Here is a 19,385-nt window from a genome sequence, read left to right as displayed (position 1 = left end):
TTAGATCAAGGGAAAATGTATGGGGTTAAAGGCCGAGCTGAAAGCTCTCGTAGATGAGTTAGATCAAATACACAAGGGGGCCACGCCATGGTCCGAAGAACCTGGAATTCCTGATTTCGTCACTGCCGAGAATGGTATGCAGCGGTTCTTCACAAGGAAGGCAAGAGAGGCACTTGGGCAATTCTCCAGCACCCTCCATCAGAATCGGCCCCAGAAGTCAGTGAAGATTGAGTCTGAGGCCTATCAAAAGGTAGTCCGTCAGACCGTTGCCGACTTGCATGCTGCGGGTGAGCTCTTAGGATTTGATGAATGCGATCAGGGCGGGCTTCTTCCAAAACTGAAGTTACTCATTGAGGAACGACTCGCAAGCATCGCCAACGAGCACACGCACTATTTTCCTGCCTGGACCCTGGGCATGGAGAGGGTTTCTCCTTTCTCCCTCGGCCCGGTGACATTCTTGAATAGATCCGACTGGATAGATTCGGTCGACTTCCCTCAGTACGGAAAGGATCACTATCTGAACCAACCAGAGGCGAACCACCGCTGGAAGGAAATTCTCAAGGATGCCTTGCAGAATCCCAATGATGGCTCCTCCATCGAAGGGCTGGCCAACGCCGTCTACAGTGCGATCGTCGGATGTCCGGCCTTGGTCAAGGTAACAGTCCGTGGCTATGAGCGTGAATTCTCACGCAAGTTGGCGAGGTTGGTTGCCAAGACAGCGCTTGACGCTATCTCTCTTGGCTTTGGGGCCCCCGAGTGCTTCTTGCAACAGGCGCTTCAAGACGAGCGTCTACCGCCTGCCGGTAGCGATCGCCTGGTCGAAACCAAAGGATTTCTGTGGTTGCCCGGAAGCTCGCTTGGGAAGCGTATTACTTCGCAACCTCCCGAGCGAGTAAGGCAAGCGTTGGATGACATGACGTCTATTATTCCGGCATTCGCGGCGATCCTTGATGGGTTGCTTGATCCATCGAGTCACCCGCATCCCAAGCTTGCCAATCGATGGGCTACTGCGCTGGATTGGTTCGGCGAAGGCAATCGTGAATCAAGTGATGCCATAGCGCTGGCGAAGCTCGGAACCTGCCTAGATGTACTGTGCTGCGGTGGCAAGAACGATGGTATCCGTGAAATGGTCATCCATTTAACTGGTACGAGTAGCGAAACTCAGGTAGTACGGGGCAACCGTCCTCGCACACTGAAGCAGTTGGTCAAGGACATCTATGACCACGGTCGATCGCAGATACTGCATGGCACACACTACGACAGGCTGGAATCATTCGCCGCAGAGCGCCAGTATGCCACCTACCTCGCACGGATCGTGTTGATTGAGTGCGCAGTGCGGTTACAGCACTATGGTGGTTCAGATGAAGACAAGGCGTTCAGAACAATATAGCTACAGGTACTTTTTGAAGCTCCCCGCAGTCAGAGATACAGCCAGTCCCAGTAAGGCGGCGCTGGGTAACAGAATCAGCAGTGGATGCACCGAGACCGGCATCGCCAAGTAGATCACCCAGGGCAGTATCGCCAGTGGCAGTAGCGAGGCTTTCGCGCGATGGTAGACGAAGCCCGATTCCCGGCCGGCGCCGAACTTGCGCACGTCGCGGCGCACCAGTCCATCGACCAGACCGACGAACACTGCCGTGAGCACCAGCGGCAGTGTCAATACCAGAACCAGCAGGCGCACCATAAAGGTCAAGGTGATGAAAGCGGCGGCAATCAGATAGCGCTCGGCCCAGACATAGACTTGGCTGATGAAGTAGCGGAAATCACGGGATTGTCCTTGGCCCGGCGCGCGGGCGCGTTCTGCGGTATCGTTCATCTTGTCGAGCAGCCCGGTCTTGACGAACACCCACTCGTAACCCGTCTCCACCAGGCGGTGCGCGGTGCGCCCTGGCTCCTGCACGATGGCGCTGCGCGTGAAGTGATTCGACAGATGCCCCAGCTCGTACTGCAGCATCGATTGCGCATGGCGCCAGCCCTGGTCCTTCCAGAACAGGTGCATGCCCACGCACTCGATCAGGATCGACAGCATCAGCGAGGCGATCAGTACCCCGAACAGGCGCAGCGGCAAGGAGATCGCAGTGGCGATCAGGCCCTGCCGGCGCTGTTGCTGCCGCTGCGCAGTGGATGCCGGGTCGCTCATGGCGTGTGCTCATCCAGGCCCGTGTCGCCCGTGACGTTCGCGGGAGGGTCGCTCGCAATGGGCGCTTCGTCGAGCAAGTCGTCGGGCAAGGGGCCATCCTGCAGCATCGGCGACCCCAGGTTCTCCCACCAGTGCGCAGCCTCGGTGTAGTGCTGGCGCATGTACCCCGCGAGCTGCTGCAGATCCTCCGGCATGGCCTCATCAGGGTCGGCCGCCGGCAGCGGCATCCTGACCTTCCACAGCTGTCCGCCCTGCATCAGGGCGAAGCATTGACCCTTCGGCAACGCTACGACATGAGAGGGCTCGATCATCGGCACGCTGGACATGCTGATGCGGTCTTGCGTGTTGCTGGTGAAATCGGTTGAACCGCGGATCTCCGAACTATCGGTCGCACCGCTGACGATGGTCGTGGTGTAGACCTCCACCTTCGGCAACTGCCTGGTCAGCAGTTCGGCGGTGGCGGTTTCGCGCACCCTCAACATGAACACATTGTTGAAATTCCCGACGACCTGACCGGCTTTGGCCCTATTGCCGATGCGCGCCTCGATGTCGCTCAGGGTCTGCGTGTAAGCGGTGATCTGGAGCCCGGCGCCGCCCCCCTTGTTGATCATCGGAATGAACTCGTCGCCCATCAACTCATTGAATTCATCCGCGTGAACATTGATCGGCACCTTGGTGTTCGCGGAGGCCCACGGCAGACCATCGTCGATACCGTGTTTATAAATGTGGCCTGCGACGGAAACCAAGTCACTGAACATCGAATTGCCGACCGCCGCAGCGACTTCGGCATCAGAAAGCGCATCCAGGCCGACATAGACAATGGCGCGCTTCCGGATCACCTGCATCCAATCGAAAATAGGACGGGGATCACCGAGGTCCGAGTAGTTCGGGGCCAGCAACTGGGCGACCTTGCCGCTGGTGAGCTTTTCCAACAGAGGCAGCAGCGAGGCGACGATCTTGTCGAAATACGTCTTGTCGTACCGGACCGCCGAGCGCAGGCCGTCGAGCACCGGATCGTAGTTGCGCGCCTGGCTGAGGTACTGCTCCAGGGCCACGACACGCTTCTCGCGTCCGATCATGTTCCTGGGGATGTTCTTCTCGTTGAGCTTGGCCTCGATCTGGACGATGACTTCCCAGGCCTTCGGCTCGGTGCGGGCGAAGAAATGCGCGGCGTACTCGATGAACAGCGCATCGATGTTGATCACATGACGCTGGATCAACAGATAGTCCGGACGTTGCCCCAGCTCGATCAGCGCCCTGGCAATGACATTGACGAATCTCCAGGCAAATTCGCGAAAGGCCGCGCTGTTGCCTTCGCCAGAAAGCTGGCCGGCGATGCGCGTTGCGACCTCGCTGATGCGGCCGAACCGTCCCACGGCGTTATAGCGCGCGCTGATATCGGGCCAGCCGAGATGAAAGATATACAGCTCGTTCTCGCGGCCGGCGCGCTTGGCCTCGACGTACACCCGCTTCAGGAGATCGGCATCACCCTTGGGGTCGATGACGATGACGACTTCATGCTCGCCCGCAGCGTTTTGCCGCCGGATGTCCTGGGTCACGAACAACTCGGCGAGCCGCGTCTTGCCCACGCGTGTCGTGCCCAGCACCAGAGAGTGTCCGACGCGTTCGCCCAGCGGCAGGCTGACGTCGACTTCCTCGGGTTCGATGCCGTGCAGGCGCGGCAGGCCGCCTACTGGCGGCAAGGGGCGCACGGGGTTGAGCGGCATGTCCCAGCTGGTGAGGCTCGACAGGCGCGAAAGTGGAAACGGCGCGAACTCCAACCGTTCCTCCAGGCGTCGCGCCAGCTGGTAGGCCGGTGTCGGTTCGACGTAGCGCCGGAACTCGGGCCGGTACGTCTGCATCAGCCTGTGCGTGTGCTTCTGTTCCCAGCGAAAGCCTTTGCCGATGAACAACCGCTGCTGGCTGACCGGCACGTCGCGGCTTGTCATGACGTAGCGCGGCAACCTGCGGATGTTGCGGCGATAGCGCAGAGTCACCTGCGCGTCGCGCCAGCGGATCGCACCGAAGGTGGCGAACGCCAGCGCACTGCCGATACCCATGGCCGGGCTCAGCGCGAGCGACCACGGTGCCACCAGGCACAGAAACGCGGCGCCGGCGCAGACCGCCACGGTGTACAGCTCCACCGCGGGGCGCAGCAGAACTTCGACGGGCTGCGTCTGCGACATGGCGTCATTGCTCGATGCCGGTGGCCGTGACCAGCACCGGGTAATGCCGCAGGCCCAGGCGTTCGGCCAGATCGTCGGCGGACATCGGCGACAGATTCAGGCCGGGCGCGATTGCACGCAGTTGTGCCAGCGCCTGGGCCGTCTCGACATTGACCACCAGGCCCCAGGCGTTGCGTTGGCGCAGCGTGTCGGCGTGCTGACGCAACCAGGCTTGAGAGGTCGCATCGTCACCGACCAGGAAGAATGGTTGCAGTCCGGGGGCCTCGATGACGCGGCGGGCAACCGTTCCCGGCGTGAGCCTGGCACTGCGCACCGGCAGCATGGCCGTCTCATCGACAGCGGCGGTTGGTGCCTCGGGAATGACGATGGAGGGGAGTGGCTGACTCGTGGCGCGCGGCTGCAGGTCGAGCGCTTCGTAGTACGGCAGCGCGGAAGCGCCGCCCCGGTCTTCCACCACGATCAGGGGCGGCGTGGCACGCACCGCGCTCATCGGCACGGTGGCGAGCATTACGACAAGAAGGCCGTGCGTGGCCCGGATGGATGAGGTCATCGGCTGTTCTCCTGGCGGGGCGCGTGTGCGGCGGTCTGTTGCGGGCCGAGCACGCGCTGGAGGTATTGTGAAACGCTGCGCCGGTAACGCGCCGCGGGCGCGCCGCCAGCCGGTCGGTGGTAACGCCCGACCGCCAGCAGCCAGTCTTCGCCGGGGGTGTGCTGCTCTTTCAGGATGTCGGCGGCGATGCGCAGGTTGTCGTAGGGGTCGAGCAGATCGCAGGGCTGGCGGTAGCGGTGCTGCTGGTAGCCGAGGTTGATCTGGCCCAAGCCCACGTCGATGCGCGTGGGGGGCACCTCGCGCAGCGCCTGGCGCACGCCCGCACAAGCCTGCGCGCGCGTGGCGTAGCGGCGCGACTGGCCGGCGACATTGAGCGACCAGGGCCACGGCACGATGCGATCGTCCCGGCGCACGCCGCTTTCCTGCAGCGCCACGGCATAGAGCACCGTCGAAGGAATGCCGGCGCGCTGGGCCGCCAACTGGTAGGCGGGCGGCGGAATTTCCTGGGCCTGGACTGGCCCGGTCGCCAGCGCGGCGGCCAGCAGCACGCGCAGCGGCCACGTCGGCATCAGGGCTGGCGCTGCCATTGGCCGTTCACCTGACGCACCACCGCGGGCAGTTCACCGGGCAAACCCAGCGCCAGCCAGCGGCCACCGTCGTGGTTGAGCGTGATCGAGCCGCTGCGCACGCGCGCCGGATCGATCTGCGCGCGCTGGGCCCACTCGCGGATGCGCGCGTCGTCCTGGCGGCTGCCGACCATGTACAGGTCGAACTCGGCGTTCGCCGTCTGCAGACGCTGCACGACCTGGGCACACGGCGCGCAGCCGTCCCGGACGAACACGGCGGTACGACCGCTGCCGGTCATCGCACTGCCGCCCGGCAGCGCATCGGGCAGATTCACCCGCTGGGCGTCGGGATGCAGGCGTTGCCAGGCTTCGTCGTAGGCTCGTTGATACGCCAGCAACTTTTCCACGCGGCGCGCTTCGACCTGCACTTGCAGTTCGGCATAGCGCCGTCGCTCCTCGTCGGAGCGGGCTTCGATGCCGAGTGCGGTCAGCGGGTCGAGGTTGGGTGAATGGATGCCCAGCGGCCCTTCCGTCAGTTCGCGGTAGCGTCCCCATTCGTCGCCGCGCAGCCCCCAGTCCCGCGCCAGGCGTTCATCGCGTGCCTGATCGATCTGGCTCGGCGTGACACGGGAAGACTGTGCGGGTGTGCTCTGGGTGGCGGGCTGCTGCGCGAAGGCCGGTGCGTTCAGCGCGGCCAACAGGAACAGCATGGAAAGTGCGCGACGTTGCATGGCGCCTCCCGATCAAGGAATCGCCAGCCGGCGCGTCTGGTCGCCGGCCTGGAACACGGCGGTGTTGCCGTCGATGGTCTGCAACTGCCAGCGCCCGGCATGCTCGCCGGGAAGCAGCACCTGGATCTGCCCGGCCGAGAGCGGGTCGGTGGCGGGGGCGATGGAAACGGCGCGCTGCCCGGCGCGCAGTTCCGCACCGATCAAGCGGAAGGGAAACGGCACCTGTGCCGGTGCCGTCGTCGTCGCCCTGGCGGGACGCGGCGCTGCGGGCGTGCGCGCGGCGGTCTGGCGCTGTGCCTTGAGCTGCTCGACCTCGCTGTGCAGTGTCTGCAGGGCCGCCTCGGTGGCGTAGCCGGCCAGCGACTGTTCGAGACGGGCGATGTCGGCTTCGAGGCGCTGGCGGGTGTCCTGCAAAGCTTCCTGCAAAGCTGCCGTGGTCGCCGCTTCGGGGCGGGCTTGCAGCGTCTGTACGTCGTCGGCGAATTCGGCGAGCCGGCCTTCGAGCACCTGCAGTTGGCGTAAGGCCGAATCAACTTGACTCTGACCGGCCAGGTCGCCCGCAACGCGGAAGTTGACGAGCACCAGTGCGCTGAGTCCGACCATCCAGGCCCACAGCAGCAGGTACAGCACGAAGGCCGCGCGCGAACGCGACGCATGGGCCACTGCGCTCATGGCTGGCCTCCGTCGACGATGGGAAAGGTCTGCACCGGCGCGGCCAGTGGCGTGTCGGTCTCGGGATCTGCGGAGGGCTCGCCGGCAGGAACGAAGCAGATCTGGCGCGCCCTGTCATCGACCTGTACATCCCAGGCCGGCCCGGCGAGCGTGAGCAGTGCGTCGCGCAGCGTCATCGGCCCCAGATACAGGTGCGCCGCCGGCAGCGGCAGCGAATACAGCTCGATCACCGCATGGGCGTTCTCGCAAAGCTGGTAGCCGCTGCGCTGGAGTGCGTGGCGCAGGCCGTCGCCCACCGTCGCTCTGGCATCCGCTGGCATCGCCACGTCGATGACCTGCAGCAGCAGGTCACGCTGGGCCGCGGTGGGAACAAGCTCCACGAGCGTGTAGCGGCCATAGCGCACCACCGGAATCAGTTCAGGTGACTGCGGCGCTGTGTCGGCTTCCTCGACAAGAGGATCAACGGGCGGTGCGGCGGTGGTGGCGCAGCCGCCGCTCAACACAGCGGTGATCAGCAGGCCGCTGCCGGTCAGGCGCCGTAGAAGTTGGGTTGCTGGCATGGTTCGGCTCTCGATGGCGATGAGCCGATACCTTCGCCGGGCAGACCGAATCGTTCAGCAAAGAATACGAAAGAGTCTTGGATCGCTTTGTTCGCGGGTGTAGGTTGGAAGTATGAGTCTTCGGAGGTTGAGTCAGCGCAGGCTTGTAGGGAAGGCGGTGAATAACTAACGGTGTTGCCGACGATGGGCTGATATTATTCGTAAGACATATTGCAGGGGGTGTGCATGCGGATCTCACGCGTTAGGCTGATCAATTTCGCCAATTTTTCGGATGTTGATATAAAGACTGGCGATAGCATCGTTATCGTTGGTGAGAATAAAGTCGGAAAAAGTAACTTCATTCGTGGATTACAGCTGATTCTCGACCCAGGATTGTCCGAGCGTGACCGGCAATTGAGCATAGAGCACTTCTGGGATGGCCTGGTTGAAGACAAGATCGGTAAAATCATCGAAGTCTCGGTGGACTTGACCGACTTCACTGATAACCCGCGGTTGATGGCTCATCTCAACGATTGTGTGATTGATCCAGGCCCACCCATGACGGCCCGTCTCACCTATCGCTTCCAGCCCAAAGCCGGACTGGGACGCGCTCCGGAATCGTTGAAAGACTATGAGTATGTGATCTTTGGTGGTAACGACCCCGAAATGCACGTCGGTAGTGCGTTTCGCCGCATGTTGCCAATAGACGTCCAGGTGGCACTGCGTGATGCTGAGAAGGATCTCGCGAGTTGGCGCAATTCACCATTGAGACCCCTCATCGAAGATCTTGCCGAGTCGTTGGACGAAGACGCCCGTGAGGAGATTCAAAATCAGGTTGACGACGCACAGCGGGAACTAGCTGGCCACGCCCAAGTGGTTGCGACGGCGAACCGGATCAGCGAGCGGTTGATCTCCATTGCTGGTGAGCAGCATGCTGTGCCTGTGTCGCTTGGACTCGCTCCAACTCGGGTGGATGCGCTGCTTCGCAGCTTGCGATTGTTAATTGACAATGGAATTCGCGGCGTCGGTGACGCTAGTCTGGGAACCGCGAACCTGATCTTCCTGGCATTGAAGAGCCTCGAACTCGACCGCCTCGTGTCTGACGGAGAACGTGACCATACATTCTTTGTGGTTGAGGAGCCCGAAGCGCACCTGCACCCGCACGTTCAGCGCCTTGTCTATCGTTATTTCCTTGGCACCGGAGGGGATGAAAACGAGGAAGATGCTCCGCTAACAACGATCCTTACAACTCACTCCCCACACATTGCAAGCGTTACGCCGATTAGATCCATCGTTCTGCTACGTCATGACGTGGGGGCAGGCAAGACTGTCGCCGTTTCAACTGCGAATGCGCCGTTCACACAGAGGGATGAAGAAGATCTACAGCGCTACATTGATGTCACGCGTGGCGAGATTTTCTTTTCTCGGGGGGTCATTCTGGTCGAAGGCGACGCAGAGCGTTTCCTGGTCCCCGCGTTCGCTGAGGCGCTTGATATCCACCTCGATATGCTTGGGATTACCGTGTGCTCGGTTGGCGGAACTAACTTCACGCCGTATGTGAAGCTCCTAGGCCCTGAAGGACTGGATATTCCTCATGTCATCCTGACGGACTATGATCCGGTCAATGGCAAGGCTCCGCTGGTTCGCCGGCGACTGATCAATCTTCTTGACGTGGTTGAAGACGAGTACGACCACTCGGAGATGGAGACAGATGACGTAATTGAGCTTGCCGAGGAGTTCGGATACTTCGTGAACGAGAACACACTGGAAACGGAGTTGTTCGCCGGTGGGTTGGCTGAGTCGATGCGGGATGTAATTCAGCAGGAATTGCCGCAACTGAGGCAAGCAACCCGAGAAGCATTGCAGCAGTGGGTGGATGACTTAGACCAGGTCGATGAAGAACGGCTGCTGAAGCTTATCGAAAGAATCGGAAAGGGACGATTCGCTCAGGCCCTTGCACGCTCAGTGTCCGAGGATACTTGCCCGCACTACATCCGTTCCGCGCTGGAGCATATCCGCAATGCCGTCGCGTAGTTTCAGCACAGCCTACCTGGCCCAGGCTGCCGAGCTGGCCGGAAATCCTGGTCAGTTGGCGGCGTACAACTCCCAGGGACATTGCGTGGTGCTCGCCGGCCCTGGAAGCGGAAAAACCAAGACGCTTGTGCTGAAGCTGGCTCGCATCTTGGCCGAAGACGTGCAGGCACCGCGTGGTGCTGCGTGCATCACCTACAGTCAAGAGTGCGCACGCGAATTAACCCGTCGGCTTGAAATGTTGGGGCTGCGGGAGGCGCCAAACCTGTTCATCGGCACCGTCCACGGATTCTGCCTACGCCATCTGTTGATGCCATATGGACGCTTAGCTGATCTACCGATTCAGTTTCCCCTCTCAGTGGCATCCCAGCGAGTGAGTGATCGTTTGATCAGGCAGTCCGGAGACGAGCTCTTTGGGGCCAACCATCCTTACAAAGCTATCGATCTTGGACGGCATCGCCGATCCGTACTGAACCGAAACAGCGTTGCCTGGCGTAGCGAGGAAGAACTTGCCGCCTGGGCCGAAGCCTACGAGGCGGCACTGCGCCAAGGGGGGCTGATCGACTACGACGACATGGTGGTCTATGGCCAGCGCCTGATCGCTGAGCATGATTGGGTACTGCCTCTGGTGCAGGCGAAATTTCCGGTGCTGGCGGTAGATGAATATCAGGATTTGGGGGTTGCACTCCATCGCATCGTCAAGCGCCTGGCTTTTGATGGTGGCGTGCGCTTGTTCGCAGTCGGTGATGCAGACCAGTCGATCTACGGTTTCACAGGGGCCGATGGCGCGTTGCTCATGGAGCTAGCTGAGCGTGAAGACATCGAGCCGGTCAGACTTCAATTGAATTATCGCTCAGGGGCAGGCATTGTCAGCGCTTCAGAAATGGCGTTGGGTGAGGATCGTGGCTATCGGGCGAACGACCCGACCCGTCAGGCGACTATCGAGTTTGTGCTGTGCCCTGATGGGCTCGCAGATCAGGCCGCACACGCCGTCGCGCAGATCATTCCGGTGGCCTTGGACTCCAAGCCAGGACGAACGCTGGGCGATATCGCAATCTTGTATACGGACTATCGCGCAGGCGATATTGTGGCCAAGGCCGTGGCAGCCGGCGGTTTCGATTATATCCGCGTGGACACCGCCGCGCCTTACCGTAAAGTTGCCTTGACGAGTTGGGTAGAAGACTGCGCCGCATGGTGTGCGGGTGGCTGGCGTATCGCGCGTCCGCAACTGCGTGGATTGATCGACCGTTATCTCGCATTTCATCGAGCGAACTTGGACGATGCGCAGGCTCGACGCGAGGGGCAGGAGCTAACCGCTCTGTTGTGGGCGTTGCGCGCCGATCAGCAGTCCGCACGTGATTTTGTCGCATCACTGCGCAACGGCATCTTGGATCGTCTGTTGGTTGCTGAATCGTCGCTTGCCGATCAGAAGGAACAACTGGATCGCATGACGGCGGCGCTTGCCGAAGGTGGCGCGCTGGCTACGCTGGACATTGCGAGTCTGGGCGGACGTGATGGTTCGCCGGATCACCTGAACCTGCTGACACTTCATTCCGCTAAGGGATGCGAGTACGACGTGGTCATTATGGTCGGTCTCGACTATGGGAGTTTGCCATGGCGAAAACTGAGTCCAGAGAAGTTGCGCGAGAGTCGCCGGCTGTTCTATGTGGGACTCACACGCGCCCGCGACGAGGTTCACATGCTGTACTCGGGATTCGTTGAAGGGCGCTATGGTCCGATGCGCCATGGGCGCTCACCATTCCTGGATGAATTAGAGGCACGAATGCGTGCTGCGAACCTCTGAGCGACTATATAAGGGTTGGGGCTGTATCAGAATCGCATGGGCTCCGGATGAGTTAATACCGGTTCTTAACTAAATATCTGCCGCGCGCTGGGCTGCGGCACGTTCGCGCGCAAGTTGGGCGGCACGAGACATCGCATCTAGGTTGTCGATGCACCAAAGACCATCTACGCAAAGAAAGCGATCACTAAGCACTGCTTCGAGTAAATCCGGAAGACTGGCGGTGAAAAATCCAGCACCTGTGATCGTGGTGGTCGGCTCCAACTCGAGCATTGCTATAGGCACATCTGCGAGACATGGGCCGAAGTGCCCGGCTGGAGGGAATTTTCCTCCGAACTCGGTCCGCAGTCGCTCCTTGCTCATGCTCCTCGTGAGAGTGCTGTATCTCTCTTGTCTTAGCAACCAAAGCGCCTTGATGCCCTCGGCCCGATATTTCTTTTGCCGGGTACGGTAGTCACGCAGCGACTGATATGACCTTTGGATCTCGATAGCCAACTTGGCCTCGCCACGCTCGCCCCAGACATCGGCTTTCCAGCGGCTGGTTTCGCTGCTCCCTGGAACCTCAACCGAGGCTCGGCAACCAAGATCCTCCAAAACGCTGCGCACCAGTATCTTGGCCGCGAGGTGCCACTGGCTTTCTTCGGAAGTGCTGCAGGCACCGCTTAGATGCGCGAAGAAAGGATGGCCATTGGCACTGATCTTGGGGACGGCTGGAGCATTGCAGCATGGCATTAGCAGATCGCCGACGTGATAGTTCCGTTGCAGCCCCAGCCACTGGGCCTGCGACATGCGCAGTGCATTCGCGACGCCAGTGCCATTCGCGTAGGCTGCTTCGATCACCATGACCATCATGCCCCTCGAGATCTGCGTATGTCCGCCCAGTTTAACGACCCCGACGCTGGGCGTCATGGCGACGATTGAAGGTACTGTGCAGGAATAAAAAAAGCCGGCGCCCAGAGGGACGCCGGCATGAACGAGAGTATCAGGCCGCGACGAGTTGCCGGGCCAGGGCGACCTCGATCGAATCGCCGTCCTGGTTGAGCACATCCAGCCCCGATTCCGGGACGTCGCCGGAGGTGCTCTGCGATACCAGGATCTTCTTCGCCATCAGGGCCAAGCACGTCATCTGCGACGTGGCCGCATACCCCAGGTAGATCACCTTCACATGCTGCTTCTGGCCGATCCGCCATGACCGGCGCGCGGCTTGTTGCAACGTGTAGATGTTCCACCCCGACTGCATGAACACAATCGTGGGGAACTCCAGCAAATCCAGGCCGGTTTTCACCAGTTCCGGATTCGTGATGAGGACGTCGATCCCGCGATCGAGCTGCTCGGCAATCCAGTCTTCGCGGCGAGAGGCATCCACGCTTGCGCGCAGTACCGCCACCCGAAAACCCTCTTGCTCCAGCAACATCTTCAAACGGCTGGTGGTATCGCGCGTGCCGGTGTAGACGGAGTACACCAGGGTCTTACGACCCGCGGCTTTCTCCTCGCGGCAGATGTCGATCAGCTCACGCTCTTTCGGCATGATCTCCAGCTCGTTGAACTGGGCCGGTGTGAAGGCCAGGACCTGGCGCGTACGCGGGTGGCGCACGGTTTCTGCCCGGAAGCAGCAGTCGGACCACGCCAACAGCACATTGAGGACTACGCCCAGCAAGGTGGTATCCCGCTTGCGCAGGGCCTCCTTGAGTTCCGCCGTCAGGCTGGCGGCCAGATTGCGGTAGGCGTCGGCCTGCCCGGCATCCATGGCGACCTCCCGGAACTCTTCGTCATACGGCGGCAGCACGCCGCCGATGTCTCTGAGCTTGAGGAAGATCGTGTACGGCAGCACGCAGCGCAGTACGCCTTTCGGCCCGAACCCGGGTGCCTTGACCGTTCTGACGGTGATCTTCGAGCCTTTGGCGGTCTTGTGGGCCGGCCCGTTGCTCTCGGAATAGATGTCCTTGAGGACACCATGGTCCCTCATAAACGCCATGGCAGCGGCATTCATGCTGCCGCTGGCGCTCGGGCGGTAACCATCTTCGATCATCCTCGCGGGCAAGGCCCGGAACAGCAAATGAAAGAGATCGTCTGCATAGCCCCCCATGAGGGTACCGGTTAGCAGTACGGTCTTGCGTGCCTTGGCTGCGATGACGCCCATCGCCTGGCCCTGCGCCGATCCACCCGTTTTGTATTCATGGGCTTCATCTGCGATGAGCAAGTCGAAGGTGCTTTGCGGCAGATACCGCTTCACATATTCCGAGGGCTGATAGCCGCCTTCTCCGAAGCCGAACTCCATTGAGGACATGGCGCGTTCCATGCGCTGCGCCTGCCGGTCGGAAAACACCAACTCCCCGCGCTCGTCCATCAGGTTGATGAAGTTGTGCAGGTTGTCGCCGAGCATCGACGCCAGGAACGAATCGCCGAAGGTCTTCATCAGCTTGTTGGCCGTGGCCTCGCCGATGGTCGGGATTCTCTTCAGCGCACGCAGCACCGCCGAGGACTGATCACTGCCCGACAGGCTACGTGGCCGCATCAGCGTCCAGAGTGCGCCGTCGCAGACATGGCACTTGCGGCGGGTTTCTTCCGCCTCCAGCTCCAGAGCACTGACCGGCTCGCCGTCGAGATCAGTGACCATCGTCCCGCAGTGCGGGCAGGCGCCGACCATGCCGTAACGGGTGCGTTTGCGGACGAAGGCGGGCTTCCAGTGGAATCCCATCCGCATTCTGACCCTGCCGATGATGAAGAACTCCTGCCCTTCGGCCGGCACGTTCAACTGCTCGCGCAGCTTGATCAACTTGAGCAATGTGTCCGGGCCGTTGAGCACCCAGACTTTCGCACCGGCGACGGTTTCGAGGATCTCGCGCCGCCATTTGTAGACTAGATGGGGCGGGCTGAGGACGAGCGTGCGGCGATAGCCTTCCGCGTTGAGCACCGCCCCTAGCGCGATGCCGACGGTGGTTTTTCCCGTCCCCATCTCGCCATTGACGATGGCCGCGCGCTCGCCCTGATTGACGAGCAGTTCGGCGGCCGCATGGACGACCTCGGCCTGGGCGGGGAACAGCTGCCGCTTGAGGCTGGCGAGGACGAGCTGGCGGTTGGCGCGCGGCACACCGTTGTAAACGGGCGGGTTGGCCCGGTTGAGGGAGTCGAGTAACTCATCCCCAAACTCGGTGACGAAATCCTGCAGGCTGAAAGACAGATCGCTTTCGCTGTCCGCAGGGTTGAACAGATCGCCCGTGGCGGGCATGGAAGGTGCGGCGGGGGCCGCTTCGAGTTGCATGGTCATGGTGATGCTCCAAAAAAATGGGGCATGCACCGCCCCCAGGGGCGATGTATGCCCCTGGGGGTGAAGGTGGGTGGACGGCGCGCAGCCGCCCGGAAATCAATACTCGCTGGGTAACAACAGCGTCGTGACGCTGCGGTCCCACTCAGTGATGATCCAGAGTTTCAGATCGGGATCGACCTGGTACGAAGAGAGCAACCGGGCCTCGCCCGATGCCAGCGCGGCATCGTTCGATCGCCGATCGTCCTCGTCGAGGTCGCCCCAGTCGCCGCTGAGGTGGCGGCGAAGGTACGGGCTCGGGTTGAGCCGTCCCTGTTCGACCAGATTGGCCACGCCGACGGTCATGACCGTCGCACCCGGCGAGAAGCGCAGATTGGGGGCCGCGCTGATGGACATTACAGTTGCCATGGTGATAGCTCCTTCGATGAAAGAAAGGGCCATGGCGTCCCCATCGGGGCGACATGACCCCGGTGGGTGGATGAAATGGGCTGGTGCTAGATCGAGGACTGCTCTTCGGGCAGTTGGACCACGGTGGTGCGGTGATCCTCGCTGGTCATCACGATCAGCAGCAGCTGCGGCGTGATCCTGTAGCGAGAGATCATGGGATTGTCCTGGTCGAGTGCCACATCATTGACCTGGCGGGTGGTCTCGTCGACATCGCCCCAATCGCCTCGCACATGGCGCTGCACATAAGGCAAGGGATCGATGAGGCCTTTGCTGGCCAACCAGTGCACCTTCTCGCTCAGCCTCAGCGAACCGAGGGCGAACAACGGACGGGCTTGCGGCTCGCGCCGCGCGAACAAACGCGAAAGCATGGGAGTTCTCCTTCTGGTGGATGAATGAAGCAAGGCGGCGAGCCGCCCGATGCGATCAGTGGATGGTGAGAATCCGGCCGAGGGTGGCCGAGTCCGGGGACAAGTCCCAGGCACGAATCACGGGGACAAACTTGTCGGTGAGGATGCGTGTCTCTGCGATTGAACCGTCATCGCGCTCGCGATATTCGGTGGTCGTCGCCTTCTGCTTGTAGGTGTCGCCTTTCACGGCCAGGGTGCGGCCGTTCTTCGACTGCACGACACCGGAGATCGCGCCGGCCGCGAGGGCCAGTGCCAGGTGCCACTGGGACAATGCGCGCGCCGGGCGGCGCAAGGACTGCTGGGCGGCGCCCAGATGGGTCTCGAACGACGGCCACAGGCCATGCAGGCGCTGCACTTCGTCGGCGAACTGCGCCGGCTCCATGCTCAGACGGTAGAAATGCTCCGGCTCGTGCTGGGCGACAGGGACGGCATACGGAAGCGATGGCCACGCGGGTGGCAGTTCCTCCGCTTCCAGGTCGCCTTGCCCGATCTGCAACAGGCGAGCACGGACGTTCTTGACCTCATCGCCCACCAGCTCGCGCTGGCGGACCCGGCGACCGAACACGACCACCTGCTTGAACTGCGTATCCACCGCTCGGTAGATGCGCAGATCGGCAAAGTGCCGCGTGAGCCAACCGACCAGTTCCTGGTCAAGCACGTAGTGCGGGACGATGAAAACCAAGATGCCGTCGTACTGCAGCAGTTGCAGCGTGCGCTGATAGAACAGCTTTTCCAGCCGTGCGCGGCCCTTGCCGTCGTAGCCGATGTTGCCGTTCGCATCCTTGGACAGATCCCCGTATGGCGGGTTGAGCCACAGCAAACCGAAGCTCTGGCGTGCGATCAAGGTGTCCATGAGGTCGCCCTGGATGCAGTGATCGACGAGCAGACGCGCATGGTTGGCGCGCTCCGGGTCGAACTCCACCGCATAGGCGGTGACCTGGTCACGCCCGAGGGCATGCGCAGCCTCCGCGATGGCGACGCCTTCGCCTGCACAAGGATCGAGAATGCACATCGGCCCGTCGCCGGGCGCCAGTGCGCTGAGCGCTCTTTCGAGCGTGGGCTCGTCGGTCGGAAAATATCCAGCCTTGATGAAGTTGCGGGCGAGCCGCGGGAACATGAGTGCCATAAGAAATCTCCTGTAGCGGGGATGAAGGAAAGCGGGTGCGTGTCGGTCACACGCACCTGCCGTGGGTCAGGCCACCGCTTCCAGCGACCGTTGGGTGGTCGCCGGCTGCGGGAGCGGATGGGCGGTCAGTACGCCCTGGCGGATCAGGCTGCCCAGCGCTTCGGTGAGCGCTGGCACGTCCAGCCCCAGACGAAATCCACGCAGCGGCCCGAGGGCCGTCGGCAGGTCGCGGAGCATGTCGCGGTCTCGCAGCAGTGCCAGCACCGTCCCTTGCCAGTGATCCAGCAAGGGCAGCGGGCACGTCTCCTTGACGAGCAGCCAGAGGCGCGACGTAGGATCGGCCGCCGCGCGCGGCAACAGTGCGAGCGCGCTGGTGGTGGCCTTGTCCGGCCGGATGCAGCGCCGATCGAACAGCCAGAGATTGACGAGCGACCCGAACAGGGTGCGGCGATAGCTGCGGGTCAAGCGCTTTTCCAGACGCTCGACCGAGGGAACGAACACGGGCACGGAGCCGCCCTGGTCGGTGATGAGATGGAACTGGTCCAGTCCATCCTCGTCGCGGCCCAAGGTGAGCCGGGCGAGAAACTGCTGGATCGCGGTGTCCCGCGCCCAGACCGACAGAAAGACCAGATCGCCGTCTTCGCCGCAGACGCAGGCATCGGCCATCACGTCGCCGCATTCGTCGATGCGGTACAGCAGCTGTGGGGATGAAGATGCAGACATGGTGGAGTCCTCAATGAGTGAGGGGCACCACCACCCGCAGGGGCAGTGAATGCCCCGTTAGGGATGAAAGAACGCGGACTACTCAGAGTTCACGTTCGGTGAACGAACCGTCGGCCTGATGCTTGACTACGCGGTTGCCGACATTCCTTTCAGCGTCGTGCTGGACCTCGATGAACAGGCTTTCCGGCACAAGGATCTGAAAATGACGCAAGACCTCACGGTAGTAGTCCAGGTCATGGTTGAACGGATCGCTCTCGTGCAGATTGCTGTACAAGAAGTCGTCGCTCTCGACCTTCATGGTGTCGTCGATCAACTCGGTTGGCTTCTCGATGACCAAGAAGAAGTAGTTCATCGGCCGATCCCAGCCGAGTAGTACGGTGACGGAAAATCCTTTGTGAAATGTGTCGAAGTAGTGCCGACTCATGGTGAAGCTCCTCGATTGAAATAGCCGGGAACCTCCCCATCGGGGCTGCCCCGGCGGGTGGATGAAATGCCGCGGATGCGGCAGGACGATCAGGCAGCCTGCGGTTCGAGTTGCAGGTTCCATTGCTGGGCCGTGGCGTCGAAGGCATAGCCCAACTGGTTGAGCCGCGCGATCTGCAGACGCAGGGTGCGGCGATCGATGGTCGAGTCAAGTTTCACCGACTCTTCCAACGGCCAGAGAATGCCGAACAGCGCCGCGTCGTCGCTCTCGGGACTATCCGAAGCGGCCACGGTGGCGGACGGCGTATCGACGCCGAATGGCGTGGTATCGACCAGCGGGTCCTTCGATGCCTGCACGGGCGCAGGCTCCGGCTTGGACCGGGACTTGGATTTCTCGGCTGTTGCCGGCGTTGTCGCCGGTGGCGTGCCCAGCTCTTCATCGAGCGGATCGACGTCCTGTGCGGCGAAGGCGCGAGCCTCGGCCTTGCTCAGCTTGTCGATGCCCGACAGGGTCATGCCGTCCAGGTTGGCGCGGATTTCAAAGCGCATGCCATCGCCAACCGGATAGGCCTTCGGATAGATGTAGCGGATGACGAACTCACCGTCGTACTTCCCTTCGGGGTACTGCTCCAGTTCCGGGTCTTTCACATGGAACAGTCCAAGGCGGGTCGTGAGGCGACCGACCGTGAACCGACCGTTGCGGCCCGGGATGGTGCGGATGGCGAGTTGGCCGCGGACGATGAGGGGCGGATCGGATTGAACGGCTGCTGTAGCCATGGCATATCTCCTTGTGATGAATGGAACCGTCTTGCGCGGCGCGCAACGGGTCAGGAAGAAAATGGACCCGCCCTGACGGGCGAGGTCCGAGTAGTGGCTCAGGACTTCAACTGGCGCATGCCTTCGGCGAGCATCCAGAGGGCGCGGTTCAGGCGCAGGTTCTGATCGATACCCTGTACAGGGCGGGTACGCTGGCGGCGGCCGTTCGCAGTGCGTCCGGTCAGCCCTCCCTTGACGAGGTTTTCCTGGACGCGGTTGAAGATCGACCAGAGGTCGCTCTTGCGATCGTCCCAGCGTCTGGGAACCAACAACTGACTCTCCGTGACAGGCGCGGGCTTGTCCGGATCGTCGTACTTGAGCGCCAGGGCCGAACGGGCGAAAACGTCGTCCTCCCCAGCCTCCAGCGTGATCGCGCGCATGCTCTCGCGCGCTTCCTGCACCCGCTCGAAGCCTTTCAGGACTTCGTAGGCACCTTCGATGACCTGGCCCGCGACATCGCCCTTGTGAGGCACGCGGATGTCCGCGAACGTGTCGCCGCAGACCAGCCCGTTCTGGCAGACGAATCGAAACTGACCTGCCAGCATCTGATAGCTGCTGGTGCCATCGTGCGAGTTCAACAAGATGATCTCGTTGGCTTCGTCGCCATTGATCTGGCTGGCGTGGCGAAGGCGGATCAGGTGTTTGGTGTACTCGCGGCGGTCCTCGTTGCGGACACGTGTTTGGCACACCATGAAGGGCAGGAATCCCTCCTGACGAAGTTCCGACAGCACGGTGGCCGTCGGGATGTAGCTGTACCGCTGGGAACGGCTTTCGTGCGGTGTTTCCGCAAAGATCGACGGCACCACGGCGCGAATCTGGTCGTCCAACAGAGGACGGTCCGAGCGCAGTACCGGTGAGCGCGGTGCGAAACGGGATGCGAGAGACATGGCATTCTCCTGGGATTGTTATGCAGCCGAATCCGCACGGTGCGGAACGGACTGCGGGGATGAAAAGACGAACGC

At 61.8% G+C, this 19,385-nt stretch carries 19 protein-coding genes; 3 read left to right on the top strand and 16 right to left on the bottom strand.

The genetic code is table 11. The features are described 5' to 3' along the window. Positions 1-19 precede the first annotated feature (19 nt). On the top strand, positions 20-1,390 hold the full coding sequence (locus tag C7H09_RS13565; RefSeq protein WP_015879488.1) for a HEPN domain-containing protein: 1,371 nt from the start codon (positions 20-22) through the stop codon (positions 1,388-1,390). Here C7H09_RS13565 and C7H09_RS13560 read toward each other — a convergent pair whose 3' ends face one another. From C7H09_RS13560 to pilL2, 7 genes are read right to left on the bottom strand one after another with little or no spacing between them, the layout of a single operon-like run. Continuing rightward, positions 1,391-2,140 (bottom strand): TIGR03747 family integrating conjugative element membrane protein, encoded by a 750-nt coding sequence (locus C7H09_RS13560; RefSeq protein ID WP_015879487.1) that lies wholly within the window; start codon positions 2,138-2,140, stop codon positions 1,391-1,393. It lies immediately after the preceding gene. Continuing rightward, positions 2,137-4,326 carry a type IV conjugative transfer system coupling protein TraD gene (traD, locus tag C7H09_RS13555; protein ID WP_106763512.1) on the bottom strand — a complete coding sequence of 730 codons (2,190 nt, stop codon included), beginning with the start codon at positions 4,324-4,326 and terminating at the stop codon, positions 2,137-2,139. Before traD ends, C7H09_RS13560 begins: the two co-directional genes overlap by 4 nt. A 4-nt stretch (positions 4,327-4,330) precedes the next feature. Further along, positions 4,331-4,876 (bottom strand): integrating conjugative element protein, encoded by a 546-nt coding sequence (locus tag C7H09_RS13550; RefSeq protein WP_015879485.1) that lies wholly within the window; start codon positions 4,874-4,876, stop codon positions 4,331-4,333. Further along, positions 4,873-5,463 carry a transglycosylase SLT domain-containing protein gene (locus C7H09_RS13545; RefSeq protein WP_015879484.1) on the bottom strand — a complete coding sequence of 197 codons (591 nt, stop codon included), beginning with the start codon at positions 5,461-5,463 and terminating at the stop codon, positions 4,873-4,875. The genes C7H09_RS13550 and C7H09_RS13545 overlap by 4 nt, the downstream gene beginning before the upstream one ends. After that, a complete protein-coding gene (locus C7H09_RS13540; RefSeq protein ID WP_106763510.1) occupies positions 5,445-6,173 on the bottom strand; it encodes a TIGR03759 family integrating conjugative element protein in 729 nt (242 codons plus the stop codon). Before C7H09_RS13540 ends, C7H09_RS13545 begins: the two co-directional genes overlap by 19 nt. Positions 6,174-6,185: 12 nt before the next feature. Continuing rightward, a complete protein-coding gene (locus C7H09_RS13535) occupies positions 6,186-6,845 on the bottom strand; it encodes a hypothetical protein (protein WP_015879482.1) in 660 nt (219 codons plus the stop codon). Continuing rightward, positions 6,842-7,405 (bottom strand): PFGI-1 class ICE element type IV pilus protein PilL2, encoded by a 564-nt coding sequence (gene pilL2 / locus C7H09_RS13530; protein WP_015879481.1) that lies wholly within the window; start codon positions 7,403-7,405, stop codon positions 6,842-6,844. Before pilL2 ends, C7H09_RS13535 begins: the two co-directional genes overlap by 4 nt. A 225-nt stretch (positions 7,406-7,630) precedes the next feature. Between pilL2 and C7H09_RS13525 the strand changes: the two genes are divergently transcribed. Both C7H09_RS13525 and C7H09_RS13520 read left to right on the top strand, forming a co-directional pair. Next, entirely contained in the window at positions 7,631-9,418 is a 1,788-nt protein-coding gene (locus C7H09_RS13525; RefSeq protein ID WP_015879480.1) for an ATP-dependent nuclease, read from the top strand. Then, entirely contained in the window at positions 9,405-11,219 is a 1,815-nt protein-coding gene (locus tag C7H09_RS13520; protein WP_015879479.1) for an ATP-dependent helicase, read from the top strand. The genes C7H09_RS13525 and C7H09_RS13520 overlap by 14 nt, the downstream gene beginning before the upstream one ends. Positions 11,220-11,288: 69 nt before the next feature. On the opposite strand, the gene C7H09_RS13515 is transcribed toward C7H09_RS13520, so the two are convergent. The 9 genes from C7H09_RS13515 to C7H09_RS13475 form a co-directional block, all read right to left on the bottom strand. Then, entirely contained in the window at positions 11,289-12,059 is a 771-nt protein-coding gene (locus tag C7H09_RS13515; RefSeq protein ID WP_041609888.1) for a competence protein CoiA, read from the bottom strand. A gap of 139 nt (positions 12,060-12,198) precedes the next feature. After that, positions 12,199-14,484, bottom strand: a complete 2,286-nt coding sequence (locus tag C7H09_RS13510) for a helicase-related protein (RefSeq protein WP_165794830.1) — start codon at positions 14,482-14,484, stop codon at positions 12,199-12,201. Between the two features lie 96 nt (positions 14,485-14,580). Then, complete coding sequence (locus C7H09_RS13505) at positions 14,581-14,877, bottom strand: hypothetical protein (RefSeq protein ID WP_427776059.1); 297 nt, start codon at positions 14,875-14,877, stop codon at positions 14,581-14,583. 98 nt (positions 14,878-14,975) lie between these two features. Next, a complete protein-coding gene (locus C7H09_RS13500) occupies positions 14,976-15,296 on the bottom strand; it encodes a hypothetical protein (RefSeq protein WP_015879475.1) in 321 nt (106 codons plus the stop codon). A gap of 55 nt (positions 15,297-15,351) precedes the next feature. Next, positions 15,352-16,461: a DUF6094 domain-containing protein gene (locus tag C7H09_RS13495; protein WP_058167133.1), complete on the bottom strand. Its 1,110-nt coding sequence runs from the start codon at positions 16,459-16,461 to the stop codon at positions 15,352-15,354. Positions 16,462-16,527: 66 nt separating this feature from the next. Beyond that, a complete protein-coding gene (locus C7H09_RS13490) occupies positions 16,528-17,184 on the bottom strand; it encodes a hypothetical protein (RefSeq protein WP_106763503.1) in 657 nt (218 codons plus the stop codon). 82 nt (positions 17,185-17,266) lie between these two features. After that, positions 17,267-17,608: a hypothetical protein gene (locus C7H09_RS13485; protein WP_106763501.1), complete on the bottom strand. Its 342-nt coding sequence runs from the start codon at positions 17,606-17,608 to the stop codon at positions 17,267-17,269. Positions 17,609-17,697: 89 nt separating this feature from the next. After that, entirely contained in the window at positions 17,698-18,384 is a 687-nt protein-coding gene (locus tag C7H09_RS13480) for a DUF3275 family protein (RefSeq protein ID WP_058167136.1), read from the bottom strand. A gap of 98 nt (positions 18,385-18,482) precedes the next feature. After that, positions 18,483-19,310, bottom strand: coding sequence for a DUF932 domain-containing protein (locus C7H09_RS13475; protein ID WP_003296474.1), 828 nt, complete (start codon positions 19,308-19,310; stop codon positions 18,483-18,485). Between the last annotated feature and the right edge of the window lie 75 nt (positions 19,311-19,385).

It is taken from the genome of Marinobacter fuscus (assembly GCF_003007675.1).
GTDB classification, from domain to species: domain Bacteria; phylum Pseudomonadota; class Gammaproteobacteria; order Pseudomonadales; family Oleiphilaceae; genus Marinobacter; species Marinobacter fuscus.
Note: the sequence above shows the minus strand (reverse complement) of the source record. Positions and strands in the feature narration are given on the sequence as shown.